This is a genomic window from Pantoea sp. R13S299, from assembly GCF_048515925.1.
Taxonomy (GTDB): domain Bacteria; phylum Pseudomonadota; class Gammaproteobacteria; order Enterobacterales; family Enterobacteriaceae; genus Pantoea.
Genome location: NZ_JBLYEF010000002.1, coordinates 449,393 through 469,819 on the forward strand (window position 1 = coordinate 449,393; position 20,427 = coordinate 469,819).

Here is a 20,427-nt window from a genome sequence, read left to right on the forward strand (position 1 = left end):
ATGAGCGGCACAGGCAGAACGCTGAAGTTAAAGAAACCGGAAGATAAGGCCAGCTTTGTAAGCTGGCGTTTTGCGTTGCTGTGCGGCTGTATTTTACTGGCGCTGGGTGGATTGCTGTCACGTGTTGCCTGGCTGCAGGTGATCAATCCTGGCAAGCTGGTCAAAGAGGGCGATCTGCGCTCGCTACGTGTTCAGGCGGTGCCGACCTCACGCGGGATGATCAGCGATCGCGCCGGACGTCCACTGGCCGTCAGTGTACCGGTTAATGCCATCTGGGCTGATCCAAAAGAGCTGCACGCCGGTGGCGGCGTCACACTGGACAGCCGCTGGAAGGCACTGTCCGATGCGCTCTCCATTCCCCTTGATCAGCTGGCTGCACGCGTAAATGTCAATCCCAAAGGCCGCTTTGTCTATCTGGCGCGCCAGGTCAATCCGGCCATCGGCGAATACGTCAAAAAACTCAAACTTCCCGGTATTCATCTGCGCGAAGAGTCGCGCCGTTACTATCCTGCCGGGCAGGTCACCTCTCATCTGATTGGCTTTACCAATATCGACGGGCAGGGCATCGAAGGCATTGAGAAGAGCTTTGATAAATGGCTGACCGGTGCACCGGGCGAGCGTACGGTGCGTAAAGACCGTTACGGTCGCGTCATCGAAGATATTTCCTCTGTGGATAGCCGCGCAGCCCACAACCTGACCCTGAGCATTGATGAGCGCTTACAGGCGCTGGTCTACCGTGAACTGAACAACGCCGTAGCCTTTAACAAAGCGGAATCGGGTACGGCGGTGTTGGTGGATGTGAATACCGGTGAAGTGCTGGCGATGGCCAACAGCCCGGCTTACAACCCGAATAATCTCGGCAACACGCCAAAAGATCTGATGCGTAACCGCGCCATCACTGACATTTTTGAGCCTGGCTCGACGGTGAAGCCGATGGTGGTCATGGCGGCGCTGCAACGCGGCGTGGTCAGAGAGAACAGCGTCCTGAATACCGTGCCGTACCGCGTGAATGGTCATGAGATCAAAGATGTGGCGCGCTACAACGAATTGACCCTGACAGGGGTTTTACAGAAGTCGAGTAACGTCGGTGTTTCACGTCTGGCGTTAGCGATGCCTTCCTCTGCGCTGGTAGAAACTTACGCGCGCTTTGGACTGGGCAAACCGACCAATTTGGGGCTGGTCGGGGAAAGCAGTGGCTTATACCCTAAAAAACAACGGTGGTCTGACATAGAGAGGGCCACCTTCTCTTTCGGCTACGGGCTAATGGTAACGCCGTTACAGTTAGCGCGAGTCTACGCAACGATTGGCAGCTATGGCATTAATCGCCCGCTGTCGATTACCAAAGTGGATCCGCCCGTCGCGGGACAACGCGTTTTCGATGAGTCACTGGTGAAAACCGTGATGCACATGATGGAAAGCGTGGCGCTGCCGGGTGGTGGTGGTGTCAAAGCGGCAATCAAGGGCTATCGCATTGCGATAAAAACCGGTACGGCGAAAAAAGTGGGGCCGGACGGACGCTACGTCAATAAATACATTGCCTATACCGCAGGCGTTGCGCCTGCCAGTCGTCCCCGATTCGCGCTGGTGGTGGTGATCAACGATCCCCAGGCCGGCAAGTATTACGGCGGTGCGGTTTCTGCACCGGTGTTTGGTGCCATCATGGGCGGCGTACTGCGCACCATGAACATCGAGCCCGACGCATTACCGACGACCAATGACAAGAATGAGTTGGTGACTAACAGAAGTGAGGAAACAAGTGACAGATCGTAACCTGCGCGACTTACTCGGCCCCTGGGTGCCAGGCGCGCCGGCGCGCCCACTGCGCGACATGACCCTGGATAGCCGCATTGCGGCTTCTGGCGATCTGTTTGTCGCGGTTGCAGGCCATCAGGTCGATGGGCGCCGTTTCATTCCGCAGGCGATTGCGCAGGGCGTCGCTGCCGTGGTGGCTGAAGCTGAGGGCGAAGCGGCCGACGGCGAAATCCGTGAAATGCACGGCGTACCGGTTATCTATCTGGCGCAGCTGAATCAGCGTCTGTCGGCCTTAGCAGGCCGTTTTTATCAGCAGCCTGGCGAGAAGCAGACGCTGATTGGCGTCACCGGCACCAACGGTAAAACCACCACTACGCAGTTGCTGGCGCAGTGGGCGACGCTGCTGGGTGAAACCAGCGCAGTAATGGGCACCGTCGGCAATGGGCTGGTGGGACACTTATCCGCTGCTGAAAATACCACGGGTTCAGCGGTGGATGTTCAGCATCTGCTGCACGATCTGGCGGAAAAAGGGGCGACCCTGACCGCAATGGAAGTCTCGTCACATGGTCTGGTTCAGCATCGCGTCGCGGCGCTGCCGTTTGCCGCGGCGGTCTTCACCAATCTCAGCCGCGATCACCTCGATTATCACGGTGATATGCAGAGCTATGAGTCAGCCAAATGGCTGCTGTTTTCTGAGCATCAGGTCGGGCAGGCGATACTTAACGCCGATGACGAAGTCGGCCGTCGCTGGCTGGCGCGCTTACCGGATGCGGTTGCCGTCACCATGGAAGATAACCTTCAGCCGGGCTGTCACGGCCGCTGGCTGAAAGCCGATGCGGTGGAGTACCACGATAACGGCGCGCACATCCGTTTCAGTTCCAGCTGGGGCAATGGCGAAATCAACAGCCCGCTCATGGGCGCATTCAACGTCAGCAATCTGATGCTGGCGCTGGCAACGCTGTTGTCACTGGATTATCCGCTGGCGACGCTCGTCAGCGTTGCACCGCAGTTGCAGCCCGTTAACGGGCGTATGGAAGTGTTCAGCGCCGCAGGAAAACCGACGGTTGTGGTGGATTATGCCCACACGCCGGATGCGCTGGAAAAAGCGCTGGAAGCGGCACGCCTGCATTGCACAGGCAAACTGTGGTGCCTGTTTGGCTGCGGTGGCGATCGTGACAAGGGCAAACGCCCGTTAATGGGTGCGATTGCTGAGCAATATGCCGATGTGGTGGTGATTACCGACGATAACCCGCGCAGCGAAGATCCGCAGGCGATTGTAAAAGATATTCTGACCGGTTTGCTGGATCCAGGCCGCGCCCGCGTGGTGTCCGGTCGTGCGCAAGCGGTCACTAACACCATTATGCAGGCACAGCCCGACGATATCGTGCTGGTGGCCGGTAAAGGCCACGAAGATTATCAGATCATTGGCAACCGCCGTCTCGACTATTCCGATCGTGCCACGGTTGCGGCACTGCTGGGAGGCGCAGCATGATTCCGGTTTCATTAAAGACGCTGGCGGAGATCACCGACGGTACGCTGCACGGCAGCGATTTAACCCTGAGCGACGTGACCACCGATACCCGCAAAGTGACGGCGGGCAGCCTGTTTGTCGCGCTGGTAGGTGAACGTTTTGATGCCCATGACTTCGCGGAAGAGGCGATTGCCAGTGGCGCACAGGCGCTGCTGGTCAGTAAGCACTTACCTGTCGCTGTACCTCAGGTGGTGGTTGCAGATACCCGTATCGCCTTTGGCCGACTGGGTGCCTGGGTTCGTCAGCAGTCAACCGCCCGCGTCGTGGCGCTGACCGGCTCTTCCGGCAAAACCTCGGTTAAAGAGATGACGGCGGCCATTCTGCGTGAGTGCGGTGAAACGCTCTACACCGCAGGCAATCTCAACAACGATTATGGCGTGCCGATGACGCTGCTGCGTCTGACCGCAGAACATCAGTATGCGGTTATCGAGCTAGGCGCTAATCATCAGGGCGAAATCGCCTATACCACCGACCTGGTTAAACCGGAAAGCGCGCTGGTGAATAACCTGGCAGCGGCCCATCTGGAAGGTTTTGGTTCGCTGGCGGGTGTCGCTAAAGCTAAAGGTGAGATCTTCCAGGGCTTACCGGCTAACGGTATTGCGATTCTCAACGAGGAGAGCAACGACTGGCCAAACTGGCAGGCCACGCTGCAGGACAAAACCGTATGGCGCTTCTCGCCGCAGGCGGCAGAGTGCGATTTCTCCGCCCGTGATATCCGCATTGCGCAGGACGGCACCCATTTTGTGATGAAGACACCGCGTGGCGAGGCTGAGATCGTGCTGCCGTTGCCGGGTCGGCATAACATCGCCAACGCACTGGCTGCGGCGGCTCTGGCCCTGTCAGTGGATGCCCCGCTTAGTGCCGTTCAGCAGGGACTGAAAAACCTGCAGTCGGTGCCAGGTCGCCTGTTCCCGGTGCGCCTCTCTGCGCATCAGCTGCTGCTGGATGACAGCTACAACGCTAACGTCGGATCGATGACCGCCGCCGTCCAGGTCCTGTCAGAGATGCCGGGTTACCAGGTGCTGGTCGCAGGTGATATGGCGGAACTGGGTGACGAGACCGAAAAATGTCACCGAGAAATCGGTGAAGCGGCTCGTGACGCAGGTATCGATCGCGTGCTGAGTTGCGGAAAATTCAGCCATTTCATCAGTGAAAGCAGCGAAGTTGGTGAACATTTCAGCGATAAGACAGCGTTGACTGAACGTTTGCGTCAGTTGTTGTCCGAACACTCAGAAATTACCGTCCTGATTAAAGGCTCACGTAGTGCCGCCATGGAGCAGGTAGTACAGAGCTTAAAGGAGAAAGGAACATGTTAGTTTGGCTGGCCGAGCATCTGGTCGCTTTTTATTCAGGCTTCAACGTCTTTTCCTATCTGACGTTTCGCGCCATTGTCAGCCTGCTGACTGCACTATTTATCTCTCTCTGGATGGGACCGCGCCTGATTGCGTGGCTGCAGAAGTTACAGATTGGCCAGGTTGTCCGTAACGATGGCCCCGAATCGCATTTCAGTAAGCGCGGCACGCCCACGATGGGCGGCATCATGATTCTGACCTCAATCACCATTTCGGTGCTGATGTGGGCATACCCCTCGAATCCGTATGTCTGGTGCGTGCTGTTTGTGTTAATTGGCTTTGGCATCATCGGCTTTGTCGATGACTACCGCAAAGTGGTGCGCAAAGACACTAAAGGCCTGATCGCCCGCTGGAAATATTTCTGGATGTCGGTGATTTCGCTGGGCGTTGCGTTCGGACTTTATGCGGCCGGCAAAGATACCCCCGCAACCCAACTGGTCGTGCCATTTTTCAAAGACATCATGCCGCAGTTAGGACTTTTTTATGTGCTGCTGGCCTACTTTGTGATTGTCGGAACCGGTAACGCGGTCAATCTGACCGATGGCCTGGATGGTCTGGCAATTATGCCAACCGTCTTCGTTGCCGCGGGCTTTGCGCTGGTTGCCTGGGCAACCGGTAACGTGAAGTTTGCTGAATATCTTCATATTCCCTATCTGCGTCATGCCGGTGAGCTGGTAATTGTGTGTACCGCCATCGTCGGGGCAGGGCTGGGCTTCCTGTGGTTCAACACCTATCCGGCTCAGGTCTTTATGGGCGATGTCGGCTCGCTGGCTTTAGGCGGCGCGCTGGGCACCATTGCGGTGTTACTGCGTCAGGAATTTTTACTGGTGATCATGGGCGGCGTGTTTGTGGTTGAAACGCTGTCGGTGATCCTGCAGGTGGGATCGTTTAAGTTGCGCGGCCAGCGTATTTTCCGCATGGCGCCGATCCATCACCACTATGAACTTAAGGGCTGGCCGGAACCGCGCGTCATTGTGCGCTTCTGGATTATTTCGCTAATGCTGGTGCTGATTGGCCTGGCCACGCTGAAGGTGCGTTAATCATGGCTGACTATCGGGGTAGAAAAGTCGTCATCATCGGGCTGGGCCTTACCGGGCTCTCCTGTGTTGATTTCTTTTTAGCGCAGGGCGTAACGCCTCGCGTGATGGACACCCGTGTCTCGCCGCCGGGGCTGGATAAATTACCCGGGCAGGTTGAACGTCACCTTGGCGGCATCAACGGTGACTGGCTGCTGGCGGCCGATCTGATTGTTGCCAGCCCGGGCGTCGCGCTGTCGCATCCGATTCTTAGCGAAGCCGTCGAAGCCGGAATCGAAATCGTCGGTGACATTGAGCTGTTCTGCCGCGAGGCGCAGGCACCTATCGTGGCGATCACGGGTTCCAACGGTAAAAGCACCGTTACTACGCTGGTGGGCGAAATGGCGAAAGCCGCAGGCTGGCAGGTGGGGGTCGGTGGCAATATCGGTCTGCCTGCGCTGAGTCTGCTGCAATCACCAGCGCAACTTTATGTCCTGGAACTCTCCAGCTTCCAGCTTGAGACCACGCACAGCCTGAAAGCGGCTGCGGCAACCGTGCTCAACGTCAGCGAAGATCATATGGATCGCTATCCGCTGGGTATGCAGCAGTATCGCGCCGCCAAGCTGCGGGTCTATGAGAATGCACAGATCTGCATCGTTAACGCCGATGACGCGCTGACAATGCCGGTACGCGGCGCGGATACCCGCTGTGTCAGCTTTGGTGTCGATTTCGGGGACTATCACCTCAACAAGCAGCAGGGCAGTATCTGGCTGCGGGTGAAAGGCGAGAAAGTCCTGAACACTGCTGAAATGAAGATGGTGGGACAGCATAACTACACCAACGCACTGGCGGCGCTGGCGCTGGCCGATGCGGTGGGCCTGCCACGCGCTTCAAGCCTGGCGGCCTTAACGCACTTCAACGGTCTGGCGCATCGCTTCCAGCTGGTCCATGAACATCAGGGCGTGCGCTGGATTAATGACTCCAAAGCAACCAACGTCGGCAGCACCGAAGCGGCACTGAATGGCCTGCAGGTTGAGGGAACGCTGTGGCTGCTGATGGGCGGTGATGGTAAGTCAGCCGATTTTACGCCACTGACCCCCTGGCTGCAGGGCGACAATGTGCGCCTGTATTGCTTTGGCCGCGACGGCGATGAGCTGGCCGCACTGCGTCCTGAGATCGCCGTGCGCACTGAAACCCTGCGACAGGCGATGGAGCAGATCGCGCCGCAGGTTAAAGCAGGCGATATGGTTCTGCTGTCGCCGGCCTGCGCCAGCCTTGACCAGTTCCGTAACTTTGAGCAGCGCGGTGAGCAGTTCGCGCAACTGGCGAAGGAGCTGAGCTGATGCGTATTCCTGGTGCCGGACTGGCAGGATATTTCTCAGGACGCCTGAAAGACTGGGTGATGGGCGCACGCGAAAGTGATGACTCCTCGCTGGTGCTCTATGACCGCACACTGTTATGGCTGACGCTGGGCCTGGCGGTGATTGGTTTTGTGATGGTGACGTCGGCGTCAATGCCGGTGGGTCAGCGTCTGAATAACGATCTTTTCTACTTCGCCAAGCGTGATGCTTTCTACATCGTGCTGGCCGTGGCGATGGCGCTGGTCACGCTGCGGGTGCCGATGGACTTCTGGCAACGCTACAGCAACGTGATGCTGATGGTCACGGTGGCGATGCTGCTGATTGTTCTGGTGGTCGGTAGCTCGGTTAACGGTGCATCGCGCTGGATCGCGCTGGGTCCACTGCGTATCCAGCCTGCGGAGCTGTCGAAGCTCTCCCTGTTCTGCTATCTCGCCAGTTACCTGGTGCGCAAAGTGGAAGAGGTGCGAAACAACTTCTGGGGCTTCTGTAAGCCGATGGGCGTGATGGTCGTGCTGGCGGTGTTACTGCTGGCGCAGCCGGACCTCGGTACGGTGGTTGTGCTGTTTGTGACTACGCTGGCGATGCTGTTCCTGGCGGGTGCCAAGCTGTGGCAGTTCATGGCCATCATCGGCTCCGGCATCTTTGCGGTAATTCTGCTGATCATTGCAGAACCCTACCGTATGCGCCGTGTGACGTCGTTCTGGAACCCGTGGGAAGATCCCTTTGGTAGCGGCTACCAGCTAACCCAGTCACTGATGGCATTTGGTCGCGGTGAATTCTGGGGGCAGGGACTCGGTAACTCCGTGCAAAAGCTGGAATATCTGCCGGAAGCGCATACCGACTTTATTTTCGCCATCATCGGGGAAGAACTCGGCTACGTCGGTGTGGTAATGGCACTTTTAATGGTATTCTTCGTCGCTTTTCGTGCGATGTCGATTGGCCGTCGTGCTCTGGAACTGGATCAGCGTTTTTCCGGCTTTTTAGCCTGTTCAATCGGTGTCTGGTTCAGCTTCCAGGCGCTGGTTAACGTCGGGGCTGCCGCCGGTATGTTACCGACCAAAGGTCTGACCTTACCGCTGATCAGTTACGGTGGATCGAGTCTGATCATTATGTCGACCGCCATCGTCTTTTTATTACGCATAGATTATGAAACGCGCCTGGCGAAAGCGCAGGCGTTTACCCGAGGTGGTCGATGAGCGGTAAGCGACTGATGGTGATGGCAGGTGGAACCGGCGGACATGTTTTTCCCGGTCTGGCTGTCGCCCATCATCTGATGGAACAGGGCTGGCAGGTTCGCTGGTTAGGCACCGCCGACCGTATGGAAGCCGATCTGGTGCCAAAGCACGGCATCGACATCGACTTCATCCGCATCAGTGGATTACGCGGGAAAGGCATGAAAGCGTTGCTGCTGGCACCGCTGCGCATCTTCAATGCATGGCGTCAGGCGCGTCGCATCATGAAAGCCTGGCAGCCGGATGTGGTGCTGGGCATGGGCGGCTACGTTTCTGGTCCTGGCGGCTTAGCGGCATGGAGCTGCGGTATTCCGGTGGTGCTGCATGAGCAGAACGGTATTGCCGGCCTGACCAATAAATGGCTGGCGAAGATCGCCACCAAAGTTTTGCAGGCGTTTCCGGGCGCGTTTCCTGCCGCCGATGTGGTGGGAAATCCGGTTCGCACTGATGTTCTGGCACTGCCTTTACCCGCGCAACGTCTGGCGGATCGTCATGGCCCGATTCGGGTGCTGGTGATTGGCGGAAGTCAGGGCGCGCGGATACTGAACCAGACGCTGCCGCAGATTGCGGCGCTGGTAGGTGACGAGATCACCCTGTGGCATCAGACCGGTAAAGGAGCGCTGCCCGAAACCGGGAAAGCGTATCAGCAGGCCGGTCAGACGCAGCATAAGGTGACCGAGTTTATTGATGACATGGCCGCTGCCTACGCCTGGGCTGATGTGGTGGTGTGCCGCTCCGGCGCGTTAACCGTGAGCGAAGTCGCTGCCGCTGGTTTACCGGCGATTTTCGTGCCGTTTCAGCACAAAGATCGCCAGCAGTACTGGAACGCGCTGCCGCTGGAGAAAGCGGGCGCCGCCAGAATCTTTGAGCAGCCGCAATTTACTGCGGAGGCTGTAGCGGATCTGCTACGCCACTGGGATCGCGCAACACTGCTGACGATGGCTGAACAGGCTCGTCAGGTGGCGATCCCCGATGCGACTGAACGGGTCGCTCAGGAAGTGGCTCGCGCCGCAAAGTAATCATTCCGGTCAGCGCGTCTGACCTGTACCCGGACTGGGTACAAACTGAAATAGCAGGTAACAGAGAGCGATGAATACACAACAATTGGCAAAACTGCGTTCTATCGTGCCCGAGATGCGTCGCGTCCGGCACATCCATTTTGTCGGCATCGGCGGTGCTGGCATGGGCGGTATTGCCGAAGTGTTAGCAAATGAAGGCTACCATATCAGCGGTTCAGATCTGGCCCCTAACCCGGTGACGCAGAACCTGATTGCGCTGGGTGCCACCATTTACTTTAACCATCGCCCCGAAAACGTGACCGATGCCAGCGTGGTGGTCGTTTCCAGCGCCGTTTCGCAGGACAACCCGGAACTGGTGGCGGCACGCGAACAGCGTATCCCGGTGATCCGTCGCGCGGAGATGCTGGCGGAACTGATGCGTTTCCGTCACGGCATCGCCGTCGCGGGTACGCATGGCAAAACGACGACTACGGCGATGGTGTCGAGTATTTACGCGGAAGCGGGTCTCGATCCGACCTTCGTTAACGGCGGACTGGTTAAAGCAGCAGGTACCCATGCCCGTCTGGGTCACAGCCGGTATCTGATTGCTGAAGCGGATGAGAGCGATGCGTCGTTCCTGCATCTGCAGCCGATGGTGGCGATTGTGACCAACATTGAAGCTGACCATATGGACACCTATCAGGGTGATTTCGAGAACCTGAAGCAGACGTTTATTAACTTCCTGCACAACCTGCCGTTTTACGGTCGTGCGGTGATGTGTGTGGATGATGCGGTTATTCGTGACCTGATCCCACGGGTGGGCCGTCACATCACCACGTACGGTTTCAGTGACGATGCGGATCTGCGCATTGAAAACTACGAGCAGAGTGGCGCGCAGGGGCATTTCACCCTGATCCGTCAGGACAAAGCGCCGCTGCAGATTACGCTGAACGCGCCGGGTCGTCACAACGCCCTGAACGCGGCAGCCGCCGTCGCCGTCGCCACGGAAGAGGGCATTGAAGACAATGCCATCCTGGCTGCGCTGGAGAGTTTCCAGGGCACAGGGCGTCGCTTTGATCTGCTGGGTGAATTCCCGACAGAGCCGGTCAACGGCCAGCCGGGCACCGCGATGCTGGTGGATGATTACGGTCATCACCCAACCGAAGTGGACGCGACGATTAAAGCCGCGCGCGCAGGCTGGCCGGATAAAAAACTGGTGATGGTGTTTCAGCCGCACCGTTACAGCCGTACCCGCGATCTGTTTGATGATTTCGCTAACGTGCTGTCGCATGTCGATGTGTTGCTGATGCTGGATGTTTACTCCGCCGGTGAGACCGCGATTCCTGGCGCTGACAGCCGTTCGCTGTGCCGTGCCATTCGTAACCGGGGCAAGGTCGATCCGATTCTGGTGCCGGAACATGACGCACTGCCGGAGATGCTGGCGCCGCTGCTGTCAGGCAATGACCTGATTCTGGTGCAGGGTGCCGGTAACGTCGGCAAGGTTGCCCGCAAACTGGCGGACACGAAGCTCCAGCCGGAACGCAAAGCGGAGGATCGTCATGGCGGATAAAGTTGCAGTTTTAATGGGCGGCACCTCGGCAGAGCGCGAGGTTTCACTCAACTCGGGTCAGGCAGTAATTGCCGGATTGCGGGAAATGGGCATTGATGCGCATGGCATCGATACCCGCGATGTCTCCGTACTGACGCTGAAAGAGCAGGGATTCACCAAAGCCTTTATCGCACTGCATGGTCGTGGCGGTGAAGATGGCACGATGCAGGCGGTGCTGGAGTTCCTGCAACTGCCTTACACCGGCAGCGGCGTGATGGCATCGGCGGTGACGATGGATAAGCTGCGCACCAAACTGCTGTGGCAGGGTCGTGGTTTACCGTCAGGAAAGTTTGTCTGGCTGACGCGTCAGCAGTTTGATGCCGGGCTGGATGAGGAAAGTAACGCGGCGATTGCCGCGCTTGGCCTGCCATTATTTGTGAAGCCAGCCTGTGAAGGCTCCAGCGTGGGCATCAGTCGTGTTAACGATCTGAGCGCGCTGCCGGCAGCACTGGAGATGGCGTTTAAGTACGACAATGATGTACTGGTCGAGGCGTTTCTCAGCGGCGCGGAGTACACCGTCGCGATTGTGGGCGATCGCATTCTGCCCTCAATTGAAATAAAGAGCGCCAGCGAGTTCTATGACTATGAAGCTAAATACATTTCTGACGATACTCAGTACGTCTGTCCGGCCGACTTAAGCGCTGAACGTGAAGCTGAATTGCAGCAGCTGGTGCTGGCGGCCTGGCGTGCGCTGGGATGTCGCGGCTGGGGACGGGTTGATGTGATGACCGATGGGGAAGGGCGCTTTCAGTTACTGGAAGCCAATACCTCGCCAGGCATGACCAGCCACAGCCTGGTTCCTATGGCAGCGAAACAGGCGGGCATGAGCTTCCCGCAGCTGGTTGCCCATATTCTGGAGCTGGCCGACTGATATGTCACAGGCGGCGATGAGAGTTCGAAACCGTGAACCGCAGGAGCGTATTCGCACCGGGCGCAGTAACGGAGCCCGACTGTTCGGCATTTTTTTCCTGCTGATCGTAATCGGGATTATGGTTGCTGGCGGGCTGGTGGTGGTGAAGTGGATGAACGATGCGTCCCGGCTGCCGTTGTCAAAACTGGTGGTGACAGGACAGACGCACTACACCACTCATGACGATATTCGTCAGGCGATTTTGTCGCTGGGTCCGCCCGGGACTTTTATGTCTCAGAACGTGGACATCCTGCAGCAGCAGATTGAGCGGCTGCCGTGGATTAAGCAGGTCAGCGTGCGTAAGCAGTGGCCGGATGAACTGAAGATCCATCTGGTGGAGTACACGCCGGTGGCGCGCTGGAACGATTTGCATATGGTGGACGCTGACGGTAACGCCTTCAGCGTACCCGCCAGTCATGTCGGCAAAGAAACACTGCCGATGTTGTATGGGCCAGAAGGGAGTGAGAAAGAGGTCCTGGCGGGCTATCACAGCATGGATGATGTGCTGAAAGCCCAGAAGTTTACCCTGAAGGTGGCGTCGATGACGGCGCGTCGTTCATGGCAGCTGGTCACCAGCGATGATGTACGTATCGAACTGGGACGCAGCGACACCATGAAACGACTGAATCGCTTTATTGAGCTCTACCCGGTGCTGCAGCAGCAAGGTCAGAACGAGAGCAAACGTATCAGCTACGTGGATTTGCGGTACGACTCTGGCGCTTCTGTTGGCTGGACACCGGTCGTGATGGAGCCACAGGACAGTAATCAGCAACAGAACCAGGCACAGGCTAAACAACAATGATCAAGGCAACGGACAGAAAACTGGTAGTTGGACTCGAAATCGGCACTGCGAAGGTTGCCGCCCTGGTTGGGGAAATTCTGCCCGATGGTATGGTCAACATTATTGGGGTGGGCAGCTGTCCTTCCCGTGGTATGGATAAAGGTGGCGTAAACGACCTTGAGTCGGTGGTGAAATGCGTTCAGCGCGCCATCGATCAGGCTGAGCTGATGGCAGACTGCCAGATCTCCTCCGTCTACCTTGCTTTATCGGGCAAACATATTAGTTGTCAGAACGAAATCGGGATGGTTCCGATTTCGGAAGAGGAAGTGACTCAGGATGATGTAGAGAACGTCGTACACACCGCCAAGTCGGTGAGAGTACGTGACGAGCATCGCATCCTGCACGTGATTCCTCAGGAATACGCCATCGACTATCAGGAAGGGATTAAGAATCCGGTCGGGCTTTCCGGTGTGCGTATGCAGGCGAAAGTGCACCTGATCACCTGCCACAACGACATGGCGAAGAACATCGTTAAAGCCGTTGAGCGTTGCGGACTGAAAGTGGATCAGCTGATTTTTGCCGGTCTCGCCTCCAGTTTTGCCGTTCTGACTGAAGACGAACGTGAGCTGGGCGTGTGTGTTGTCGATATTGGTGGCGGTACAATGGACATAGCCGTATATACCGGCGGCGCTTTACGGCACACTAAGGTTATTCCGTATGCAGGCAACGTGGTCACCAGCGATATAGCCTACGCGTTCGGCACACCGCCAACGGATGCTGAGGCAATCAAAGTGCGCCATGGTTGCGCGCTGGGCTCGATTGTCGGCAAAGATGAGAACGTTGAAGTGCCAAGCGTGGGTGGACGTCCACCGCGCAGCCTGCAACGTCAGACGCTGGCGGAAGTGATTGAGCCGCGTTACACCGAACTTTTGAATCTGGTCAATGACGAGATTCTGCAGTTACAGGAACAACTGCGTCAGCAGGGCGTAAAGCATCACTTAGCCGCAGGCATTGTCCTGACCGGTGGTGCAGCGCAAATCGAAGGACTGGCGGCCTGTGCGCAACGCGTATTCCATACGCAGGTGCGTATCGGACAGCCGCTGAATATTACCGGCCTGACTGACTATGCGCAGGAATCGTACTACTCCACTGCCGTGGGACTGTTGCATTACGGCAAAGAGTCGCACATGAACGGTGATGCAGAGACCGAAAAACGGGTCTCAGTAGGTAACTGGTTCAAGCGTATTAACAGTTGGTTAAAAAAAGAGTTTTAATTTTTGTGAAAGGGGATCATGCTGTTTTCTTTAGTGATCTCCAGGCGACAGGCACATAACGGAGAGAAATCATGTTTGAACCTATGGAATTAACCAACGACGCGGTGATTAAAGTCATCGGCGTCGGTGGCGGCGGCGGTAACGCCGTAGAGCACATGGTACGCGAGCGTATCGAAGGTGTGGAATTCTTTGCTGTGAATACCGACGCGCAAGCGCTGCGTAAAACAGCTGTCGGCCAGACCATTCAGATCGGTAATAACATTACCAAAGGTCTGGGTGCGGGTGCGAACCCGGAAGTGGGCCGTAACTCTGCAGAAGAAGATCGCGAAGCACTGCGGGCTGCGCTGGAAGGGGCAGACATGGTCTTCATCGCAGCAGGCATGGGCGGCGGTACCGGTACCGGTGCAGCACCTGTGGTCGCTGAAGTGGCCAAGGACCTCGGTATCCTGACGGTGGCCGTTGTCACCAAGCCGTTCAACTTCGAAGGCAAAAAGCGCATGGCGTTTGCCGAGCAGGGGATCGCTGAACTCTCTAAGCATGTCGATTCACTGATCACCATTCCAAACGACAAGCTGCTGAAAGTGCTGGGCCGTGGTATCTCCCTGCTGGATGCATTTGGTGCTGCCAACGACGTGCTGAAAGGCGCAGTCCAGGGTATCGCCGAGCTGATCACCCGTCCGGGCCTGATGAACGTCGACTTTGCTGACGTGCGTACCGTCATGTCTGAAATGGGCTATGCGATGATGGGTTCAGGCGTTGCGTGCGGTGAAGATCGTGCGGAAGAAGCGGCTGAAATGGCAATCTCCAGCCCACTGCTGGAAGATATCGACCTGTCAGGCGCGCGTGGCGTGCTGGTCAACATTACTGCGGGCTTCGACCTGCGTCTGGATGAGTTCGAAACCGTGGGTAACACTATCCGCGCCTTCGCCTCTGACAACGCGACCGTGGTAATCGGTACTTCGCTTGATCCGGAAATGAATGACGAACTGCGCGTCACTGTGGTGGCAACCGGTATCGGCATGGACAAGCGTCCGGAAATCACGCTGGTTACTAACAAGCCAGCCAGTCAGCCAGTGATGGATCATCGCTATCAGCAGCACGGTATGTCACCGCTGCCGCAGGAGCAGAAACCTGCTGCCAAAGTCGTTAACGACCAGGCTGCGCAGTCGAACAAAGAGCCTGACTATCTTGATATTCCGGCCTTTTTACGTAAGCAGGCCGACTAGGATTAACCCTATAATTGGGATTCTCCGCTCTTTGTGCTAAAGTGTCTGTCCGCTGGTAAAGTATACTGGCGGTCGGAAAGGTGATATTGCGAGATAATACGATGATCAAACAAAGGACATTAAAACGTATTGTTCAGGCGACTGGTGTCGGTTTACATACCGGCAAAAAAGTCACACTGACATTACGCCCTGCGTCGGCTAATACCGGGGTCATCTATCGTCGCACCGACTTGAATCCACCGGTAGATTTTCCGGCTGATGCAAAATACGTGCGCGACACCATGCTGAGTACCTGCCTGGTGAATGATGAAGGCGTGCGTATTTCAACGGTTGAACACCTCAATGCCGCCCTGGCGGGTCTGGGTATCGACAACATCATTGTTGAAGTCGATGCGCCAGAAATCCCGATCATGGATGGCAGCGCAGCACCGTTCATCTATCTGCTGATGGATGCGGGCATCGAGCAGCTTAACAGCGCGAAGAAATTTGTGCGTGTTAAGCAGAACGTGCGTGTGGAAGAGGGTGACAAATGGGCCGAGATCAAACCGTACAACGGTTTCTCGCTGGATTTCACCATCGACTTCAAACACCCGGCGATCGATTCCAGCTCACAGCGCTATGCGATGAACTTCTCTGCTGACGCCTTTGTTCGTCAAATCAGCCGGGCGCGTACATTTGGCTTTATGCGTGAAATCGAATATCTGCAGTCTAAAGGCCTGTGCCTGGGCGGTAGCTTAGATTGTGCGATAGGTCTGGATGATTTCCGCGTACTGAATGAAGAAGGTCTGCGTTTTGAAGACGAGTTTGTCCGTCACAAAATGCTGGACGCGATTGGCGACTTGTTTATGTGTGGTCACAACATCATTGGCGCATTCACTGCGTTCAAATCAGGCCACGCGCTGAACAACAAGTTGCTGCAAGCGGTTCTGGCGAAGCAGGAAGCCTGGGAATGGGCAACCTTCGAAGACGAAGCTGAACTGCCAGTGGCATTCAAAGCACCGAATCTGGTTCTGGCTTAACTACCCCAGAACGTGAAACGGCTGGTTATGCTGACACCCTCTCCGGTCAGCGGCGCCAGCCGTTTTTTATTGCCTTCCATAACACACCTGATGACTGCGACCTCACTCGCAAAGCGTTGTCTGTTCTGCTGAATTGCTGAACAATCACACGCGTTTTCTCACGTCGCTACTTTAAACCCAGGTGTGGATGCCCCACATTAATGTTACTATCTGTGGCGCTTTTACAGGCCAAAATCCGTTGCGGCTCGCGGCGGGTTCACGAAAACAAGAGCGCAACAGAGCGTGCGCGATGGAAAGGTTGTGATCGGGATTCTTCAGCGCTGGCGACAATTAGGTAGACGCTATTTCTGGCCCCATCTCCTGTTAGGGATGGTAGCGGCCAGCTTTGGCCTGCCAGCCTGTGCGCAAAGCTCCGAACTCAACGCGTCATCTGAATCTCCGGCCAGCAGTCTCTTTCTCGGCAATGCCACACGCTTTGATCACTTAATCCGGCTTCAGGAAGCATCCCGACGCCCGAGCTTCAGCGTGGATTACTGGCATCAGCACGCCATCCGTACCGTTATCCGTCATCTCTCTTTCACGCTTACGCCTCAGGCGCAGGCGGAGCAACAACAGTTACCGCTGGCGGCCCAAAAGCTGGCGCTAATCGACTCACTGCATAATTTACTCACATCACATTCTGCGCTGCACACTGCACCGCAGCAGATGATAACTCCGCCTCTCTTCATGGCCGTTACCCGCTCATGGGTAGAATGGCATGCCAGCGTGCATGGCATCCGCGCCGGACCCGCCCGATTGTTCTGCTAATAGTATTGGTTTACTCACTCTGTTTAGATTTCGCAGTCCGGAATGCTCCGGCTGAATTGAGAATATATTTATTATGTTTAGCAAAATATTAACCAAGGTTTTTGGTAGCAGTAACGATCGTACGCTGCGTCGTATGCGCAAAGTGGTAGACGTCATCAATAAGATGGAGCCCGATTTTGTGAAGCTCTCTGACGATGAGCTGAAAGCCAAAACCGACCTGTTCCGCGAGCGCCTGAAAAAAGGTGAAACGCTGGAAAGTCTGATCCCGGAAGCGTTCGCGACCGTGCGTGAAGCGAGTAAACGTGTGTTCGGGATGCGTCACTTCGATGTGCAGCTGATCGGCGGCATGGTGTTGAACGACCGTTGTATCGCTGAGATGCGTACCGGTGAAGGTAAAACCCTGACCGCAACGCTGCCAGCCTACCTGAATGCGCTGTCCGGCAAAGGCGTTCACGTGGTTACCGTCAACGACTATCTGGCACAGCGTGATGCGGAAAACAACCGTCCACTGTTTGAATTCCTGGGTTTAAGCATTGGTATCAACATGTCGGGCCTGCCAGCTGTAGCGAAGCGTGAAGCATATGCAGCAGACATTACCTACGGCACCAACAACGAATATGGTTTCGACTACCTGCGCGACAACATGGCTTTCAGCCCGGAAGAGCGCGTACAGCGTAAACTGCACTATGCGCTGGTGGATGAGGTCGACTCCATCCTGATCGATGAAGCGCGTACGCCGTTGATCATCTCTGGTCCGGCAGAAGACAGTTCTGATCTCTACACCAAAGTGAACAAGATCATCCCTCATCTGGTTCGCCAGGATAAAGAAGATACCGAAACCCATCAGGGTGAAGGCGACTTCTGGGTCGATGAGAAAGCGCGTCAGGCTCACATGTCTGAGCGCGGTCTGGTAAAAGTGGAAGAGTTGCTGGTCAGCCAGGGCATCATGGAAGCGGGTGAGTCACTCTACTCTCCGACTAACATCATGCTGATGCATCACGTTACTGCGGCGCTGCGTGCGCATGCACTCTTCACCCGCGATGTTGATTACATCGTGAAAGATGGCGAAGTGGTGATTGTTGATGAACACACCGGCCGTACTATGCAGGGTCGTCGCTGGTCTGATGGTCTGCATCAGGCGATTGAAGCGAAAGAGGGCGTCGAGATTCAGAACGAGAACCAGACGCTGGCCTCGATCACCTTCCAGAACTACTTCCGTATTTACGAGAAGCTGGCCGGTATGACCGGTACTGCTGATACCGAAGCGTTCGAATTCAGCTCTATTTACAAGCTCGACACCATTGTCGTGCCGACTAACCGTCCGATGGTGCGTAAAGATCTGGCTGACCTGGTCTACATGACCGAGAAAGAGAAGATCGATGCCATCATCGAAGATATCCGTGAGCGCACAGCCAATGGTCAGCCGGTGCTGGTGGGCACCATCTCGATTGAAAAATCAGAAGTGGTCTCTAATGAACTGACCCGCGCCGGTATCAAACATAACGTCCTGAACGCCAAATTCCACGCCCGCGAAGCGGATATCGTGGCGCAGGCCGGTCAGCCGGGTGCGGTCACTATCGCGACCAACATGGCCGGTCGTGGTACGGACATTATGCTGGGCGGTAGCTGGCACGCTGAAGTGGCTGAACTGGAAGAGCCAACTGAAGCGCAAATCGAAGAGATTAAAGCGGCATGGCAGATTCGCCATGATGCGGTTCTGGCGTCTGGTGGTCTGCACATTGTCGGTACTGAGCGTCACGAATCACGTCGTATCGATAACCAGCTGCGTGGTCGTGCCGGTCGTCAGGGTGATGCCGGTTCTTCACGCTTCTATCTGTCGATGGAAGATGCGCTGATGCGTATTTTCGCCTCAGATCGCGTCTCAAATATGATGCGTAAACTGGGCATGAAACCAGGCGAAGCGATTGAGCATCCGTGGGTGACTAAAGCGATTGCCAACGCACAGCGTAAAGTTGAAAGCCGTAACTTCGATATTCGTAAGCAGCTGCTGGAATATGATGATGTGGCGAATGACCAGCGTCGCGCGATCTACAGTCAGCGTAATGAGCTGCTGGATGTGTCTGATGTTAGCGAAACCATCAACAGCATTCGCCACGATGTCTACAAAGTGACGATTGATACCTACATTCCGCCACAGTCGCTGGAAGAAATGTGGGACGTGCCAGGCCTGGAAGAGCGTCTGCGTGCTGACTTCGATCTGAACCTGCCGATTGCAGAGTGGCTGGATAAAGAACCTGACCTGCATGAAGAGGTGCTGCGTGAGCGCATCATGACGCATGCCATGGAAAGCTACGCAGAGAAAGAGGAGATCGTGGGCGCGGAAATGATGCGAAACTTTGAAAAAGGCGTGATGCTGCAGACGCTGGATTCGTTGTGGAAAGAGCATCTGGCAGCCATGGACTATCTGCGTCAGGGTATCCATCTGCGCGGCTATGCACAGAAAGATCCGAAGCAGGAGTACAAGCGTGAATCCTTCGCTATGTTTGCTGCGATGCTTGAATCACTGAAATATGAAGTGATCAGTACGCTGAGCAAAGTGCAGGTGCGTATGCCAGAAGAAGTGGAAGCGATGGAGCAACAACGTCGCGAAGAAGCTGAACGTCTGGCACAGCAACAGCAACTGAGCCATGTAGAGGAAGATCTGCTGGCATCAGAACCTGTGGCGGAGCAGAGTGGCGAACGCAAAGTTGGCCGCAACGATCCTTGCCCATGTGGTTCCGGTAAAAAGTTTAAGCAGTGTCATGGCCGCATCGCCTGAGACTGAATGCTGATAAAAAAGGAGCCGCTGGCTCCTTTTTTTATGGCCTCTGACAGCGCAGTGAGTGCACCAGCGCCTGGCTAAAGCGGTTAACTTCCGTGACCGCATGCTCTAAAATCAGTCTTCATTCACCTATTACAACCGGATAGTCTCCATGAAGCACCTGCAGGTTGCAGTTGGCATTATTCGCAATGCCAGTAAACAAATTTTCCTTGCCCAGCGCGCGGCGACCTCTTACATGGCGAACAAGTGGGAGTTTCCTGGCGGTAAGATTGAAGCGGGCGAAAGCGCCGAACAGGGACTGATAAGAGAGCTTCAGGAAGAGACCGGCATTGAAGTCACCGAGGCTCGCCCGATTGGTCATGCAGACCACAGCTATGACGATCTGCGCGTGACGCTGCATTTCTTTCTGGTTGAAGGATGGAACGGTGAGCCGTGGGGTAAAGAGGGGCAGCCGCAGCGTTGGGTTGATCAGCATGCGCTGGTGGCAGAAGAGTTTCCGCCCGCGAATCATCAGCTGATTGCGCGTCTGGTCGCAGGCGAACTCTGAGCGGATGGGGCAGCGCGCCCCATCCGGTTATCAGCGATCTTCTTCGCTCCAGTTATCACTGTCGTTCATATCGTCGCTGCTGGGAATGCGTTTCTCTTCTGCGGCCCATTCACCTAAATCGATGAGCTGACAGCGCTTACTGCAAAAAGGGCGCCACGGGCTGAGCTCATCCCAGATCACATCTTTACCGCACTGCGGACAGGAAACGGTCATGACTTCTTGCTGCATGT

General features: G+C 56.1%; 17 protein-coding genes. 16 read left to right on the top strand and 1 reads right to left on the bottom strand.

All coding sequences use genetic code 11. The features are described from left to right. From ACN1CO_RS13005 to mutT, 16 genes are all read left to right on the top strand, one after another. Positions 1–1,770: a peptidoglycan glycosyltransferase FtsI gene (locus tag ACN1CO_RS13005; RefSeq protein ID WP_419139283.1), complete on the top strand. Its 1,770-nt coding sequence runs from the start codon at positions 1–3 to the stop codon at positions 1,768–1,770. Next, a complete protein-coding gene (gene murE, locus ACN1CO_RS13010) occupies positions 1,757–3,244 on the top strand; it encodes a UDP-N-acetylmuramoyl-L-alanyl-D-glutamate--2,6-diaminopimelate ligase (protein WP_419139284.1) in 1,488 nt (495 codons plus the stop codon). Before ACN1CO_RS13005 ends, murE begins: the two co-directional genes overlap by 14 nt. Beyond that, positions 3,241–4,599: a UDP-N-acetylmuramoyl-tripeptide--D-alanyl-D-alanine ligase gene (gene murF / locus ACN1CO_RS13015; protein ID WP_419139285.1), complete on the top strand. Its 1,359-nt coding sequence runs from the start codon at positions 3,241–3,243 to the stop codon at positions 4,597–4,599. The genes murE and murF overlap by 4 nt, the downstream gene beginning before the upstream one ends. Beyond that, complete coding sequence (gene mraY / locus ACN1CO_RS13020; RefSeq protein ID WP_003854755.1) at positions 4,593–5,675, top strand: phospho-N-acetylmuramoyl-pentapeptide-transferase; 1,083 nt, start codon at positions 4,593–4,595, stop codon at positions 5,673–5,675. The genes murF and mraY overlap by 7 nt, the downstream gene beginning before the upstream one ends. Positions 5,676–5,677: 2 nt before the next feature. Continuing rightward, the gene (gene murD, locus ACN1CO_RS13025; RefSeq protein WP_419139286.1) at positions 5,678–6,994 is read left to right on the top strand and encodes a UDP-N-acetylmuramoyl-L-alanine--D-glutamate ligase; all 1,317 of its coding nucleotides are present in this window, start codon (positions 5,678–5,680) and stop codon (positions 6,992–6,994) included. Continuing rightward, positions 6,994–8,208 (top strand): cell division protein FtsW, encoded by a 1,215-nt coding sequence (gene ftsW / locus ACN1CO_RS13030; RefSeq protein ID WP_419139287.1) that lies wholly within the window; start codon positions 6,994–6,996, stop codon positions 8,206–8,208. The genes murD and ftsW overlap by 1 nt, the downstream gene beginning before the upstream one ends. Further along, positions 8,205–9,263, top strand: a complete 1,059-nt coding sequence (gene murG, locus ACN1CO_RS13035) for an undecaprenyldiphospho-muramoylpentapeptide beta-N-acetylglucosaminyltransferase (RefSeq protein ID WP_419139288.1) — start codon at positions 8,205–8,207, stop codon at positions 9,261–9,263. Before ftsW ends, murG begins: the two co-directional genes overlap by 4 nt. 70 nt (positions 9,264–9,333) lie before the next feature. Then, positions 9,334–10,812: a UDP-N-acetylmuramate--L-alanine ligase gene (gene murC, locus ACN1CO_RS13040; RefSeq protein WP_419139289.1), complete on the top strand. Its 1,479-nt coding sequence runs from the start codon at positions 9,334–9,336 to the stop codon at positions 10,810–10,812. Next, the gene (locus ACN1CO_RS13045; RefSeq protein WP_419139290.1) at positions 10,802–11,722 is read left to right on the top strand and encodes a D-alanine--D-alanine ligase; all 921 of its coding nucleotides are present in this window, start codon (positions 10,802–10,804) and stop codon (positions 11,720–11,722) included. Before murC ends, ACN1CO_RS13045 begins: the two co-directional genes overlap by 11 nt. 1 nt (position 11,723) lies before the next feature. After that, positions 11,724–12,563 (top strand): cell division protein FtsQ, encoded by an 840-nt coding sequence (gene ftsQ / locus ACN1CO_RS13050; protein ID WP_419139291.1) that lies wholly within the window; start codon positions 11,724–11,726, stop codon positions 12,561–12,563. After that, positions 12,560–13,816: a cell division protein FtsA gene (ftsA, locus tag ACN1CO_RS13055; protein ID WP_003854739.1), complete on the top strand. Its 1,257-nt coding sequence runs from the start codon at positions 12,560–12,562 to the stop codon at positions 13,814–13,816. Before ftsQ ends, ftsA begins: the two co-directional genes overlap by 4 nt. Before the next feature lie 71 nt (positions 13,817–13,887). Next, on the top strand, positions 13,888–15,042 hold the full coding sequence (gene ftsZ, locus ACN1CO_RS13060; RefSeq protein ID WP_003854738.1) for a cell division protein FtsZ: 1,155 nt from the start codon (positions 13,888–13,890) through the stop codon (positions 15,040–15,042). Positions 15,043–15,143: 101 nt separating this feature from the next. After that, a complete protein-coding gene (gene lpxC / locus ACN1CO_RS13065; RefSeq protein WP_419139292.1) occupies positions 15,144–16,061 on the top strand; it encodes a UDP-3-O-acyl-N-acetylglucosamine deacetylase in 918 nt (305 codons plus the stop codon). A 300-nt stretch (positions 16,062–16,361) separates the two neighbouring features. Continuing rightward, positions 16,362–16,868 (top strand): secA translation cis-regulator SecM, encoded by a 507-nt coding sequence (gene secM / locus ACN1CO_RS13070; RefSeq protein ID WP_419139293.1) that lies wholly within the window; start codon positions 16,362–16,364, stop codon positions 16,866–16,868. Positions 16,869–16,941: 73 nt separating this feature from the next. Continuing rightward, positions 16,942–19,647, top strand: a complete 2,706-nt coding sequence (gene secA / locus ACN1CO_RS13075; protein WP_419139294.1) for a preprotein translocase subunit SecA — start codon at positions 16,942–16,944, stop codon at positions 19,645–19,647. A 154-nt stretch (positions 19,648–19,801) separates the two neighbouring features. Next, a complete protein-coding gene (mutT, locus tag ACN1CO_RS13080; RefSeq protein ID WP_419139295.1) occupies positions 19,802–20,197 on the top strand; it encodes an 8-oxo-dGTP diphosphatase MutT in 396 nt (131 codons plus the stop codon). A gap of 30 nt (positions 20,198–20,227) precedes the next feature. Here the strand turns inward: mutT and yacG are convergent, their stop codons facing one another. Continuing rightward, complete coding sequence (yacG, locus tag ACN1CO_RS13085) at positions 20,228–20,425, bottom strand: DNA gyrase inhibitor YacG (protein ID WP_136196541.1); 198 nt, start codon at positions 20,423–20,425, stop codon at positions 20,228–20,230. Between the last annotated feature and the right edge of the window lie 2 nt (positions 20,426–20,427).

Coding starts and splice junctions, on each gene's coding strand:
- murF (WP_419139285.1), top strand. CDS start 3,241: ATGATTCCGGTTTCATTAAAGACGCTGGCGGAGATCACCGACGGTACG.
- mutT (WP_419139295.1), top strand. CDS start 19,802: ATGAAGCACCTGCAGGTTGCAGTTGGCATTATTCGCAATGCCAGTAAA.
- ftsW (WP_419139287.1), top strand. CDS start 6,994: ATGCGTATTCCTGGTGCCGGACTGGCAGGATATTTCTCAGGACGCCTG.
- yacG (WP_136196541.1), bottom strand. CDS start 20,425: ATGCAGCAAGAAGTCATGACCGTTTCCTGTCCGCAGTGCGGTAAAGAT.
- ftsQ (WP_419139291.1), top strand. CDS start 11,724: ATGTCACAGGCGGCGATGAGAGTTCGAAACCGTGAACCGCAGGAGCGT.
- ACN1CO_RS13045 (WP_419139290.1), top strand. CDS start 10,802: ATGGCGGATAAAGTTGCAGTTTTAATGGGCGGCACCTCGGCAGAGCGC.
- ftsA (WP_003854739.1), top strand. CDS start 12,560: ATGATCAAGGCAACGGACAGAAAACTGGTAGTTGGACTCGAAATCGGC.
- murC (WP_419139289.1), top strand. CDS start 9,334: ATGAATACACAACAATTGGCAAAACTGCGTTCTATCGTGCCCGAGATG.
- lpxC (WP_419139292.1), top strand. CDS start 15,144: ATGATCAAACAAAGGACATTAAAACGTATTGTTCAGGCGACTGGTGTC.
- ACN1CO_RS13005 (WP_419139283.1), top strand. CDS start 1: ATGAGCGGCACAGGCAGAACGCTGAAGTTAAAGAAACCGGAAGATAAG.
- secA (WP_419139294.1), top strand. CDS start 16,942: ATGTTTAGCAAAATATTAACCAAGGTTTTTGGTAGCAGTAACGATCGT.
- mraY (WP_003854755.1), top strand. CDS start 4,593: ATGTTAGTTTGGCTGGCCGAGCATCTGGTCGCTTTTTATTCAGGCTTC.
- murG (WP_419139288.1), top strand. CDS start 8,205: ATGAGCGGTAAGCGACTGATGGTGATGGCAGGTGGAACCGGCGGACAT.
- murD (WP_419139286.1), top strand. CDS start 5,678: ATGGCTGACTATCGGGGTAGAAAAGTCGTCATCATCGGGCTGGGCCTT.
- ftsZ (WP_003854738.1), top strand. CDS start 13,888: ATGTTTGAACCTATGGAATTAACCAACGACGCGGTGATTAAAGTCATC.